Origin of the sequence: Paenibacillus peoriae KCTC 3763 (assembly GCF_000236805.1) — a bacterium.
Taxonomy (GTDB): domain Bacteria; phylum Bacillota; class Bacilli; order Paenibacillales; family Paenibacillaceae; genus Paenibacillus; species Paenibacillus peoriae.
In genome coordinates this window covers 57,645-70,827 of the sequence record NZ_AGFX01000046.1, presented here as the reverse complement: position 1 = coordinate 70,827, position 13,183 = coordinate 57,645, and the positions used below count along the sequence as shown (strand labels likewise).

The window sequence follows — 13,183 nt, the reverse complement described above, 5'->3', positions numbered from 1 at the left end:
TCTTCCCTTCTTGTGATTGCGATGACCCTATTTCCTTAATGCAGGTTCACGTTATACTTGTTTCGGAGTAAACGATACGATTTCTTCCGCCTTGACAATAATCCGATCTCCTACAGTAGCCAAGCCTTTGCCGATAAGAAAACCTCTTTTCCTCTTCGTTACTTCAAAATAAAGATCCAGCCGATCTCCAGGCTGAGTCCGTTCATGCATCTCGACCTGATTCAATGAACTCAAATAGGAGATGCCCGTTTCGTCCATAGTCGCAAAGCCGCCTAACTGCGCCAATGCTTCAACGACCATCATATGGGGCATAAACGGATTCACTTCGGAAATAAACCAATCGTTCCAGGTTACATTCTTGTATCCTCTGGCCCACTTTGAATGCTCAAAACCCGTTACCTTATCGATCATAATGAACGGATAGCGGTGAGGAAGCACATCGAGAATACGTATGTCATCAACGTTCACGATGTTATTCCTCCTGCCATTTGCGTACAGCCAGACAAACGTTATGACCGCCGAAGCCGAACGAATTACTAATCGCTGCACGGACTTCGCGTTCCTGGTATACGTGCGGCACAAAATTCAGCTCAGGGGCTTCAGGATTGTCGCAATTGAGTGTCGGTGGTACCTTGTTATGGATCAAGCTCTGTACAGTTGCGATTAATTCAACTGCCCCTGCACCGCCCATTAAATGGCCTGTCATCGATTTGATAGATGATATCGCCAGACGGGGAGCATGCTCTCCGAATACGCGCTGAATCGCATTGATCTCCATACGGTCGTTGAATGGCGTACTCGTACCATGAGCATTCACATAGTCAATGTCCTGTGGTGTCAAGCCACCATCCTGCAGGGCGATGTTAATCGCTTCTGCCGGACCGGAGCCCGAGGGATCAGGAGCTGTGATATGATAGGCATCGGTTGTGCAGCCGTAACCCACAACTTCGGCCAAGATGGTAGCTCCCCGGTTCAATGCATGCTCCAGCTCCTCTAACACTAAGACCCCTGCTCCTCCGCCGATGACGAATCCATCGCGGTCCACATCGAACGGGCGGCTGGCCTTCTGCGGCTCTTCATTCCGTCTGGAGAGCGCATGGATATTCGCAAAAGAGGCCAAATCAAGCTGGCTAAAATTCGCTTCCGCCCCTCCGGCAACCACGACATCAGCCGTGCCATACTGGATCGTGCGCAATGCTTCACCGATGGCATTGCTTCCGGTAGCACAAGCTGTGACCACAGCAAACGAAGGTCCCTTGGCTCCGATCGCAATAGAGATTTCGCCGGGCGCAGAATTAATCATCATGGAGGAAACAAAATATGGTGAAACCCTTTTGGGACCAAGCTCGGTTAGCTTCCTGTAGTTCTCCTCTACTACGTCAAGGCCGCCAGCTCCAGAGCCGACAATAACCCCCACGCGTCTTGCATTCCGCTCATCAATCACTAATTTGGATTGCTCGACTGCCTGCCGAGCAGCCGCCAAGGCAAATTGAGTGAACTGCGCGACTTTTTGCGCTTCCTTCTTGCTCATATACTGCAACGGATCAAAACCCATAACCTGTGCGCCAATTTTTGTCGGTATATTGGTTGTATCAAATACAGTGACAGGTCCAATTCCACTCTTTCCTTCCAACAGCGAATTCCAAAAATCGGTAAGATTATGCCCGACCGGCGTTACGACTCCCTGTCCTGTTACTACAACACGTCTTCTCACTGTACCCACGTCCTTCACTGAAATTAATTCTTGGAAGCCTGTTGCTCGTAAAGAGGAAAGTCGCCATATACATGACTGATTTTCTCATGCACATCTGCAAGGTCAGCATATACCTCGACGACTACAAGCTTGTTCTCCTGATACTTTTCCCAAGCAAGCTGAAGCTGTCCCCGGGCCTCCTCCTTGCTCCGGATCACAAGGCTTTCGACGAACTCATACTGTGGAATTTGCATTCCTGTCTTGGCGGTCTCAGAGACAAATGGGAAGGACTGCCCTGAGAGGTGCTTGTAATTCATTTGATTTTGCAACCAGCCGTAGCCGCCATTATTCAGCACGAGATAGATTACCGGTATCCGGTACTGTACCGCCGTAATAAAATCCGGGGAGAAGAGATTGAACGCACCATCACCGACAAGTGCCACTACTGGACATTTAGTTGCCACACTTGCCCCCAAAGCAGCGGCCGCACCGAATCCAAGGCTCGTTTGATCACTGGGAACAATCGAAAGAGAACCTGCGGCAAAACGAAAATACGGATAAAAGTAGGACCACATATCCTGCAATCCATTCTCTTGAAGAAGCACCAGATTCTCAGGCAGCTCTGTCTGAATCATTTCCAACAGCTCCGGCACGTGAATTCCAGGAGTCTTTTTCAACTTTTCCAGATAAACGGCCCGTTGAGAAAAAGCCTTCTCTTTACAGCTCCTGATCGTTTCAAGCCAAACTCCATCAGGCTCCTGTCCCCGCCGTTCAAGCCATTGCTCCACTGCGGCATATCCATCTCCCAGCACCTTGACACCCTTGTATTCATGTGCAAAATCCTCCAGCTCGACATTGACCTGAATTAAAGGTGTATCCTGCAGCAAAATATCCCACTCGAACGTAGCTGTTTCTTCCAGACGGCTGCCCAGCGTGATCACGACATCGGATTCCTCCCAGATTCGTCTCAAGCTGATATCCGTGTAGAGCCCGGCAACACCACAGAAAAGTTCATGCTCTTCATCAACTGCGCTCCGTCCCGAGGCGGTTGCGAACAAGGCCGCTCCATGCTGATTAGCGAACCGCTCTATTACATCGCTGTTCCCTGACTTCATTCCGCCTCCAACTAGAATAAGAGGCTTGCGGGCCGTCTCTATGATTCCCCATGCTGCATCCAGCTCCCGCAGAGACGGAGAGCATGAAAGTCTTTCGGGCGGGGCTGGCTGAAACCCAATCGGCACAGACTGATCCATCAGGTTTTCGGGCAGTTCAATGTAGACCGGACCTGGGGCTCCATTGATGGCCAAAAAAGCCGCCCGCTCCATCGCCCATACCAGCCGATCCACATGCTCAACACGATAAGCCCATTTTACGAGCGGCTTTACGAGTGAGATTTGGTCCGCTTCCTGAAAGGAACGGGTCCCCAGCTTGTCTCCTCCGGTGCCAAGTGCCAAAAGTAGAACCGGAGCACCAAGGTTCTTCGCTTCCAACAGCCCCGTGAGTGTATTGCTGAGTGCTGGCCCTTTACCCACAACACAGACGGACATCTGGTTAGTTGTGAGCGCATAGCCTGCTGCCATAAACACAGCATTGCGCTGGTCTTTGCATAGAATAAAATCCATACCAGACGAGGGGAGTGACGATATGATTTGGAGATCATCACTTGGTAATCCAAAGAGATGCCGGACCCCAGCCGATTTTAAGTAGCCAATGATGGCATCCCAGGGGGATAAGCTTACAGTCATACCAGACTCCTCTTTTCCGACAAGTATTCTGCGACGATTTCAGAAATCAAAATCGGCTTCGAAACGAGCTTATGATCGTGATAAATATAGTTCGACATCGTGCCATAGCCACCAAAGGGTTTATTTCCCTGATCCACATCCTCAAGTGTCTGATTAATGGTCAATGTGTGTTTCTTTCGAAGAACGTCCGCCAAGTGCTCAGACCCGTACAGACTGCAGCCCATTGCACGTTCGCTAAAATAACTGGAGGAAATACGCTTGGTCAGCTGCTCGTCGTCACGATAGATAACCACGTTGAAGACTGGTGAAAAATACTCGATAATTTCCAAATCCTCATCCAATTCGCTATATACAACCGTTGGCTCCATCTTTTTCGTACGGAAATCAATGCCGCCGCCGTAAATAATAAACTTATCGTTTGTATTAAAATATTCAGATACCGAATACAGCGTATCTTTATAGAAAATAGGCGAATAGTTTGCGTTCGGATCATTGTTTCCTCCAAACACGAGTTGGTCAAGCCGCTTAATCAGCAAATCTTTAAAGCTCTCCCTCACATCCTGATGCACCAGAATGATGTCAGGTCCCAGGCAATCCTGTCCAGAGTTGTACAATCTCATTCGAATTACGTCCGTAACCGCTAATTCCAGATCGGCATCGGGTCCGATGATGAAAGGATTGATTCCTTGTCCGTAGAAAATGTAGAGCTGCTCTTTACGGATTTGTTTTTTAATCTTCTCCGCGTTGGTATAGCTCCCCGTAAACACTACAATATCAGCGGGCATCACGGAATTTTCCATGAACACCTTCTGGCTGACTTTACGAATATAGATGGGTAATCCGTGTACAGCCTGGAGCTTTTCATGCAATAAGCTGACATACTCGTTTACATGAGAGGAAGGGCGAAAGTCTATATTCTCAACGTAGAGGGACGGAATCAAAAGGTATAATGCATAGGAGTATAAAATGACGTTAGAAGGCATGAATACAGCCATAGATCGTTGCCAGTCTGGCTGATAGGTTTGCACTTCTTGCAAAGCGCCCTGAAGTGTGGAGATCGTGGAATCCATTTCTGCATTGGCGGCCCGATAGGATGAAAATTGCGTGAGAATATCCATCACTTCCTGCCGATTTTCAATCAAATAATTGAGGCATTTCAGAATAGATTCATGCCTTTCCAAAAATAACGCGCTTTTTGCCAGTTCCGAATTCATACTCATAGTGAATTCTCCCTTTCCTTCATCGGTTTGTGGTAAATATCTTGTCTTTCCGAAAGACTACACTTTATAAACCAGACAGGGTCTCAGCTTTCAGCACTTACCCTTTGCGAGAAGCAGCTTTCTGCAGGGCAATGCGCTCCATCTCCAGCCGATCTACTTTTCCATTGCGATTCAAAGGAAATCGAGCGAGCGGAAGCAGAAGATCCGGGAACATGTATGAAGGCAGCACCCGATTCATCTCCTTGCGGAGCACGGGCAGGACCTGCGCGGATTCGCTTTCGATGAATGCAACCAGCAATGTCCCTTTGGCCTCGTCCTCCAGGGTGATCACGCAGGATCGGTAACCTATCGAGCCTATTCGGTCTTCGATATAGACCGGTGAGACCATATAGCCCATCCGGTTGACCGTCTTGCCGCTGCGACCAATGACATACAGGATTTCCTCATCTAGATAGCCCAGATCGCCCGTCTTGAACCAGCCATCCTGTAGCACAGATTGCGTCAGGTCTGGACGATTCAGGTAGCCTTCCATGCATCCGGCACTGCGTATCCACACTTCGCCTACGTTGCCTTCAGCCTGCTGGTTGCCAGCAGCATCTCGTATTTCCAGGTTCACATCTGGTAACGGTTTGCCGCAGCCTTTCGGACACTCCAGCGTCCCCAGCGTAACGTTGCCCAGCTCAGAAAGACCGTAACCATTCAGCAGGGGCCGTCCAAATATGTTGTTAAATTTCTCTTCGAGATCTTGGGTAAGTGGGGAGCCGCCTACGCACCACATGCGCACCGGGGAACTCCTGATCATTTCCAGTTGTTCTGGCTTTCGGTTTAACATACGTAATAAGGTGTAAAAAGCAGAAGGATTAGCATCTACGACTGTAGCTTGATCTTTCGTAATGCTGGCAATAACACTCCAGAGGTTTTTAGGATTACAAATGATGAGGGAACATGAGGTTAACCACCAGGAGAAGATAAGTGAAATTCCATAAAAATGAGAGAAAGGCACCACGGGGAGCATATGGTCAGACGGTAAGTAGTTCATGGCGTGTATCGAATGCCTGATATTCTCCATGAAAGCCGTGCCAGCTTTCACGATTCCCTTAGGTTTTCCCGTCGTACCTGAAGAATACAGAATGAGGGCGTCCGTCCTCTCGCACCATTTGGTAAAGTCGAGGACTTCAATTGCCGGCTCTCCCACCCAATGCGGGTGTGCTGCTTCTTCTTGAATAAGATCTTGAATCAGAATAACAAAAGCATGAGGAAGTTCTAAATCGCCATCGGTGAGAATGCAACAGGCACCCGCTTCATCATAAATTTGGGCTACCTCATCCAGCACAGTCTGCTCGTCCACTACAGTCACCGAAACGGCGATCTTGCACAAGGAGAACAGAGACACAACAAACCAGTAGGAATTGGCCGCTTTCAGTATCACTCTGCCATCTTCCGAAATTCCTCTGAGAGCCAGCATTCGGGAGAAGATCGCAACGTCCCGCTCCAGGCGCTCCTTGGTCATAATTCCTTCAGGTGATATGATACGGCAATCCGTATGCGTAACAAGCACAGCGTTCCCTCCTTACATCCCCGTAATATGGTAACCGGCATCCACATGAATAACTTCACCCGTAATACCTCTTGATAAATGGGAAAATAAGAACAACGCGGTATCCCCGACTTCAGACGTATCGACCGTCTTGCGCAAAGGCGTAATCTCTTCAATATGCTTGAGCATCGTGCTAAAATCCTTAATACCATAGGCGGCCAAGGTTCGTATGGGGCCAGCCGAAATCGCATTTACACGAATGCCGTAAGTCCCCAAATCGTTCGACAAATAGCGCATGCTGGCTTCCAGTGAAGCCTTTGCCACACCCATAACATTGTAATTTTGGATCGCTCGTTCTGCGCCAATATACGTCATGGTGACAATACTCCCACCCTCCGTCATCAGCGGGTAAATCCGCCTGGAAACCGCAGCCAGAGAGTAGGCGCTGATATCCTGGGAAATGGAGAATCCCTCACGAGAGGTGTCGACGAACAGGCCATCCAAGTCCTCAGCCTTAGCATAGGCAACACTATGAAAATAACCATGCAGGACGCCAACCTTCTCCTTTAGAAAATCCGCCAGTGCATCAAGCTCTTCGTCGCTCTGTACATTGCAGGGACAGACCATGGACCCCGGAATCGTTTCAACGAGCTTTAGCACCCGATCTGCAACTCTCTCATTTTCGTAGGTAAAAATGAGATTTGCCCCTTCAGCCGCTAAAGATTGGGCAGTCCCCCAGGCAATACTCCTGTTATTAGCCACGCCCATAATCAAAATGTTCTTACCGCTCAGCAGTACAGCCACATAAACCACCTTTCTTTTTTTTACATTTTTCGACAAATAAGATACTTATTTTTTATGTCTACATTCATAGACATATGTAATGTTTTCTGGCAATATTATCATGTTAGTTGCCAAAGTTGAACAATCACCATTTTTGTCAAATACAAGGATTCATTGAAACTTCATGAAGATTGGAAAAACGCTATTTTTCGAATGAGTTCGACTGTAATCACGAGCCCCTTTCCTTCGGGGATTCAAGCGCGTTTTATCCGATAGCTTGTCCTGCCAACTAGCAAAAACATGCGCTTGGACCCTATGTAATTCGCGCAAAGATGACCGTAGTCATAACCGTGCTGATTCTATTTTGTCTGTGTTCAAATCGGAAGGAATCGATGGGAGTAAAAAAATGGAAGCGTACATGAGGTGACTGTCAAAGCGGGTCCAATATATAATCTACATATTCTATAAATATCTCTGCAATAGCAGCAGGTTTATCAACTAACGGAAGTGACGACTTCATTTTTCACCCTCAACGTTCCTCCCGATTCGAACATCCTGAGTGATTGTCCCTTGTTTCATCCAAGAATGAAACCTAATCTCTCTTTAGGCTATCTCTTATTTTTCCTAGGAGCCAAAGTATAGCTAAAGGAGACAATAAAGTCGATTACCAGAACGACTGCCCATGTTCTCATAAGTCCATCCAAGGAGGCCGTACGCTGTGGATCACCTACATACACAATGATGGCGAGCAATAAAGCGTTGCCAATAGCCCAGCCCAAGAGGTGAAGCAGCCAAACCGTCCGTTCCTCTTTGGCATGCGCGGCACCATATTTGGGTTTGGGCTTCGGCCCCTTGCCGAACCAATAAGAGAACCGCACATCCGCCCATTTAATCAGCCTTTGACCAAATGCTACCGTGATACCTAGATAGCAGGCCGCCAAGCCAGTAGCGGTCGTAATCTCCATCCCACTGCTCACCGTGATGAACACCGCAATCAGTAGCAGGATATCAATGACTGGAGTACACAGCAAAAGAAGGCCGCCTAATTTCTTCTTGCCAAACATATATCTTGCGATCAACCCTAAAACAACAAAAACCCAGAACAAAACTTCAGCAAAAATAATAAACAAATACATAATGAATGATTCCTTTCAGCTTAGAGTTTAGTAATTACCTCAGCTCCCCCCCTTCCCCGCCCATTATCATACAATATCATACATAAAATTCCTAGTATTCTGTCTAAAATTACATAAAAGGAAACAAATAGCCATTTTTCTTCAAAAAGCTAGCTTTTCAGGCCGTTGTTGCCTCTTAATCTCAAGCAGGGTACTTTTCATGATATGCTGCACATTAGATGATGTTAATGAAAAAAAAGATGCACCCGTGTTAATCAGCACGGATGCATCTTTTCTTACTATTAAGCTATCCAATTACGATATGCCCTTCGGGGCGACGGTACAGCGTCTTGGTCGAACGTGGACGAAGCGCATAAGCAATCGTAAGAGGACCAATTCGGCCAATAAACATGGTCACACAAATGATCAGCTTGCCTGCGTCAGACAGTCCCGGCGTTACTCCTACGGACAATCCTACCGTTCCGATGGCGGAAGCTGCCTCAAATGCGAGGGAGAGAAAAGGTGCATCCTCTGTCATTAAGAGCAGCATAACAACAATCGAGTATATAAAAAGTGCCAGAATAATAATGGTCAGCGCCCGCATCATGATATCGTTGGGAACCCTATGGCGGAAGAACACAATTTCCTTCTGACCTCGCATGACGGCCAACAATGCACCAATCATCAGCAGGAATGTGGTTGTTTTGATTCCGCCCCCGGTAGAGCCCGGTGAAGCTCCGATAATCATCAGCAGCATGATAAAGAACTGACTGGCCTGTCTCAAGCCGCTGATATCTACTGTGCTTGTTCCTGAGGATCGTGTAGATACAGATTGAAAGACAGAAGCGTACAATTTCCCCTCCCAATTCAATGAACCCAGGGTACGTGCATTAGTAAACTCAAAAATGAATATAACCAACGCTCCGATCACTATAAGCGCACCCGACACACTTAACACCATTTTGGAATGAAGGCTCAGTCTCCGGGTGCGGCGAAAATCAAACAGATCACTCAGTACAATAAAACCCAATCCCCCTGAAATGACAAGCACAGATGCAATTATATTAAATACAAAATCTCCGGCATACTGTTGGAAACTTCTCCCAAACAGGTCAAATCCTCCATTATTAAAAAGAGATACCGAGTGGAATATTCCATAGTATATCGCTTGTCCGACAGGCATCTCCCTCATCCACCGCAAAGCCATGACTACGGCAGCTATCGCCTCAATGGTAAAAGAGAAGATCAGCACCTTGCGAATAATGCGCACAATTCCCTCCATGCTGTCGGCATTAATCGCTTCCTTCAGCAGCAGCCGATCCTTCAACGACAATCGTCGCCCCAGCAACAATGCAAACAAGGTCGCCAAGGTCATAAAACCCAGCCCGCCCAGCTGCATCAGCATCATAATGACGGTTTCTCCAAACATCGTATAGGTTGAATTGACGTCCACCACGACCAATCCGGTAACACAAGCAGCCGAAACAGACATAAACAGCGAATCAATCCAATGGGGAACATGTCCACTATGATTGGAAATAGGAAGCATCAGCAGCAAAGTGCCTAATGCAATAATCAGCAAATATCCGATGACCAATATAAAAGGAGGCGATGCAAACCGGGCAAGCTTGACGCTGCGTTTCATTAGAAATACTCTCTCCATCCATTCTTATGAAAAAGAGGAACAAGACACGGGAAAGAAGCCCGGCTGATCCTCTATATTCATAATGTTATGTTATTCTACTGTACGTTACGCATATGCGGGAAAAGCAGCACATCGCGAATGGACGGCGCATCTGTCAGCAACATAACCAAACGGTCGATGCCGATACCCAGCCCGCCTGTTGGCGGCATACCATATTCCAATGCACGGATAAAATCGTCATCCATTTCATGAGCCTCGTCATTGCCATGCTCACGTTCCAGCAATTGTGCTTCAAAACGCTGGCGTTGGTCAATCGGGTCATTCAGCTCGGTGAATGCATTTGCATGCTCACGAGCTACCACGAACAGCTCAAAACGATCCGTAAAGCGCGGATCTTGCTCATTTCTCTTCGCCAGCGGCGAGATTTCAACCGGATGACCTGTAATAAAGGTCGGCTGAATGAGCGTCTCTTCTACGAATTCTTCAAAGAAAGCGTTCAGGATATGGCCAAAGGTCATATGCGGCTCTACCTTTACGTTATGCTCCTTCGCAAGGCGATGAGCTTCTTCATTACTCAGGTGTGCTCCAAAATCCACGCCTGTTACTTCTTTAACAGCATCCACCATCGACACTCTGCGCCATTGCGGTGTCAAATCCACTTCATGACCTTGATACTGAATGCGTTGTGTGCCAAGCACTTCCTGCGCAATATGAGCGACCATGTTTTCCGTTAATTGCATGATATCCTTGTAGTCGGCATACGCTTCATACAGCTCAATCATTGTAAACTCAGGGTTGTGGCGTGTGGAAACACCTTCATTACGATATACGCGTCCGATCTCGTATACTTTCTCCATGCCGCCGACAATCAGTCGTTTGAGATGAAGCTCAATGGCAATACGCATATAAAGCTGCATGTCCAATGCATTATGGTGCGTAATAAACGGCTTCGCCGCCGCCCCGCCGGCAATGGAGTGTAACGTGGGAGTCTCAACTTCCAAATAACCGAGCGAGTCCAAATAACGGCGCATGGATTGAATAATGCGGGAACGCGTAATAAATGTTTTTTGGACTTCCGGGTTCATAACCAGATCAACATAACGCTGACGGTAGCGCAGCTCAACATCCTTCAGACCATGATATTTTTCCGGTAATGGATACAGGGACTTGGACAAGACCACAATATCCAGCGCCTTGATCGTAGTTTCTCCCGTTTTGGTTTTAAACAGTACACCCTTAATACCGACAATATCGCCCAGATCCAAAATACTGAATGCTTTATACTGTTCTTCCGGTACGCTGTCTTGACGAACATAAATTTGAATACGTCCGCTAAGATCCTGTATATGAGCAAAGCTGGCTTTACCCATCACCCGTTTAGCCATGATACGGCCTGCAATGCTAACTTCAAGATTCTTTTCTTCCAGCTCTTCCTTGGTCAGACTGTCATACTTGCTTAGCAGTACGCCCGCTTCAGCCGTGCGTATGTATTTACGTCCAAAGGGATCAATGCCCAATGAGCGAAGCTCGTCCAATTTGGCGCGGCGAATTTGCAACAATTCACTTAATTCCTCGCGATTTTCCTGTGATTCCTGATTCGTAGTTTCATCCGACATGGTGCTAAATCAGCTCCTTCATTATGAGTAAACGGGCCGGGGACCGCCCGGGTGTAGGAAAAAAAGCTTCCTTGTGGAAGCTTTTGAATTTAATTCCAAGGTCCGTTTCTTATTTCTTGATATCCACAATTTTATATTGAATAACACCTGCTGGAACGGTTACATCCACAACAGTTCCTTTTTTCTTGCCAAGAATTGCCTTGCCAACCGGACTTTCATTGGAAATTTTGTTCTGAAGCGGATCGGATTCAGCGGAACCGACGATCGCATATTCTGTTATATCTCCAAATTCCAAATCTTCAACGGTTACAGTTGCGCCTACTCCCACAACTTCGGTGTCAATTTCATCGCTATTGATAATGCGGGCATTGCGTAGCATTTTTTCCAGTGTAATAATACGGCCTTCAATAAAAGCCTGCTCGTTCTTTGCATCCTCATACTCGGAGTTCTCACTGATATCCCCGTATCCGATGGCTACCTTAATCCGTTCCGCCACTTCGCGGCGTTTGACGGACTTTAAGTTCTCAAGCTCATCTTCGAGCTTTCTAAGGCCTTCCTGTGTCAAAATGACTTCTTTATCGCTCATCTTAACCGATTCTCCTGTCATGGGAAAAGTTTAAAAGTGCATCGGAATGCACGCTTTCAAAACATCATATGCCACTCTGAGGGAATGAGAACATTTCCTGCTGTTGTCTTAAAAGCTGCACACGATTAGTAGCATACATCAAGATTTTATACTGAACGATTATAGGGCAAGCAATTGGAAAAGTCAATCGTGCACAAAGGGAGAAACGACTTCATTATTGCGCAACAGCAGCAGGAGAAGCAACGCTTGCAGAAGGTTCATCGTTTTCTACCATGTGCAATTGAGATACAAATTGATCCAAAATACGCACCATATCATCACGTTTGGTTTCTTCCATAATGACATCCTTAATGCGCGCAGAGCCTTTTAGTCCTTTAAGGTACCACGCCAGATGCTTGCGCATTTCGCGGACGGCCACTGCTTCACCTTTCAGTGCCACCAGACGATCCATGTGCAGAATAGCAATACGGATTTTTTCTTCCGGTGATGGATCAGGCAAAAGCTTACCTGTTTGCAAATATTCAATCGTACGGTACAGCATCCACGGGTTACCCAGAGCGCCGCGTCCAATCATAACACCATCACAATTGGTCAGATCCAGCATGCGGCGGGCATCTTCCGGTGATGCCACATCACCATTCCCAATTACAGGGATTGAAACTGCTTCTTTAACCTCTTTTATAATGTCCCAGTTCGCATGCCCTGTATACAACTGCTCCCGCGTGCGGCCATGCACGCTGACGGCCTGACCTCCAGCCCGTTCTACGGCGCGGGCGTTGTCTACGGCATAAATATGCTCGCTATCCCAACCGATGCGCATTTTCACCGTCACCGGCTTGCTTACGGATTCCACTACAGCAGACACCATTTCATAAATCTTATTTGGATCGAGTAGCCAACGAGCACCTGCATCACATTTGGTCACCTTGGGAACGGGGCAGCCCATATTAATGTCAATAATATCCGCGTTCGTCTCCTGATCTACGACCTTCGCCGCCTCCACCAAGGACTCACGATCTCCCCCGAAAATTTGCAGGCTAAGCGGCTTCTCACGCTCATCCACAAACAGCATCTCGCGCGTACGTTTATTCCCGTGAATAATCGCCTTATCACTAACCATTTCCGCACATACCAGACCTGTACCGAATTCCTTGGCAATCAGGCGAAAGGCAGGGTTGCACACGCCCGCCATCGGAGCCAGTACGACTTGGTTTTTCATTTCGATACCGCCGATTTTCAACAT

General features: G+C 47.4%; 11 protein-coding genes. All 11 read right to left on the bottom strand.

Annotated elements, in window-relative coordinates; genetic code table 11:
- Positions 1-51: 51 nt before the first annotated feature.
- On the bottom strand, positions 52-468 hold the full coding sequence (locus KQI_RS0124750) for a 3-hydroxyacyl-ACP dehydratase FabZ family protein (RefSeq protein WP_010349580.1): 417 nt from the start codon (positions 466-468) through the stop codon (positions 52-54).
- 4 nt (positions 469-472) lie between these two features.
- A complete protein-coding gene (fabF, locus tag KQI_RS0124745) occupies positions 473-1,714 on the bottom strand; it encodes a beta-ketoacyl-ACP synthase II (protein WP_010349579.1) in 1,242 nt (413 codons plus the stop codon).
- A 23-nt stretch (positions 1,715-1,737) separates the two neighbouring features.
- A complete protein-coding gene (locus KQI_RS0124740; protein WP_010349578.1) occupies positions 1,738-3,438 on the bottom strand; it encodes a thiamine pyrophosphate-binding protein in 1,701 nt (566 codons plus the stop codon).
- Positions 3,435-4,658: an aldehyde dehydrogenase family protein gene (locus tag KQI_RS0124735; protein WP_010349577.1), complete on the bottom strand. Its 1,224-nt coding sequence runs from the start codon at positions 4,656-4,658 to the stop codon at positions 3,435-3,437. Before KQI_RS0124735 ends, KQI_RS0124740 begins: the two co-directional genes overlap by 4 nt.
- Before the next feature lie 97 nt (positions 4,659-4,755).
- On the bottom strand, positions 4,756-6,216 hold the full coding sequence (locus KQI_RS0124730; RefSeq protein WP_010349576.1) for a class I adenylate-forming enzyme family protein: 1,461 nt from the start codon (positions 6,214-6,216) through the stop codon (positions 4,756-4,758).
- A 12-nt stretch (positions 6,217-6,228) separates the two neighbouring features.
- Entirely contained in the window at positions 6,229-6,999 is a 771-nt protein-coding gene (locus tag KQI_RS0124725; protein WP_010349575.1) for an enoyl-ACP reductase FabI, read from the bottom strand.
- 587 nt (positions 7,000-7,586) lie between these two features.
- Positions 7,587-8,114: a hypothetical protein gene (locus KQI_RS0124720; protein WP_010349574.1), complete on the bottom strand. Its 528-nt coding sequence runs from the start codon at positions 8,112-8,114 to the stop codon at positions 7,587-7,589.
- Between the two features lie 286 nt (positions 8,115-8,400).
- A complete protein-coding gene (locus KQI_RS0124715) occupies positions 8,401-9,738 on the bottom strand; it encodes a TrkH family potassium uptake protein (RefSeq protein ID WP_010349572.1) in 1,338 nt (445 codons plus the stop codon).
- Positions 9,739-9,833: 95 nt separating this feature from the next.
- Positions 9,834-11,354: a lysine--tRNA ligase gene (gene lysS / locus KQI_RS0124710; protein ID WP_010349571.1), complete on the bottom strand. Its 1,521-nt coding sequence runs from the start codon at positions 11,352-11,354 to the stop codon at positions 9,834-9,836.
- Between the two features lie 109 nt (positions 11,355-11,463).
- Entirely contained in the window at positions 11,464-11,940 is a 477-nt protein-coding gene (greA, locus tag KQI_RS0124705) for a transcription elongation factor GreA (protein WP_010349570.1), read from the bottom strand.
- Positions 11,941-12,154: 214 nt separating this feature from the next.
- On the bottom strand, positions 12,155-13,183 hold the full coding sequence (gene dusB, locus KQI_RS0124700) for a tRNA dihydrouridine synthase DusB (protein WP_010349569.1): 1,029 nt from the start codon (positions 13,181-13,183) through the stop codon (positions 12,155-12,157).

What these genes read in the sequence shown, in the direction of transcription:
- KQI_RS0124740 (WP_010349578.1), bottom strand. Translation starts at nt 3,438, where the DNA reads ATGACTGTAAGCTTATCCCCCTGGGATGCCATCATTGGCTACTTAAAA.
- KQI_RS0124735 (WP_010349577.1), bottom strand. Translation starts at nt 4,658, where the DNA reads ATGAGTATGAATTCGGAACTGGCAAAAAGCGCGTTATTTTTGGAAAGG.
- KQI_RS0124720 (WP_010349574.1), bottom strand. Translation starts at nt 8,114, where the DNA reads ATGTATTTGTTTATTATTTTTGCTGAAGTTTTGTTCTGGGTTTTTGTT.
- KQI_RS0124715 (WP_010349572.1), bottom strand. Translation starts at nt 9,738, where the DNA reads ATGAAACGCAGCGTCAAGCTTGCCCGGTTTGCATCGCCTCCTTTTATA.
- lysS (WP_010349571.1), bottom strand. Translation starts at nt 11,354, where the DNA reads ATGTCGGATGAAACTACGAATCAGGAATCACAGGAAAATCGCGAGGAA.
- greA (WP_010349570.1), bottom strand. Translation starts at nt 11,940, where the DNA reads ATGAGCGATAAAGAAGTCATTTTGACACAGGAAGGCCTTAGAAAGCTC.
- dusB (WP_010349569.1), bottom strand. Translation starts at nt 13,183, where the DNA reads ATGTTGAAAATCGGCGGTATCGAAATGAAAAACCAAGTCGTACTGGCT.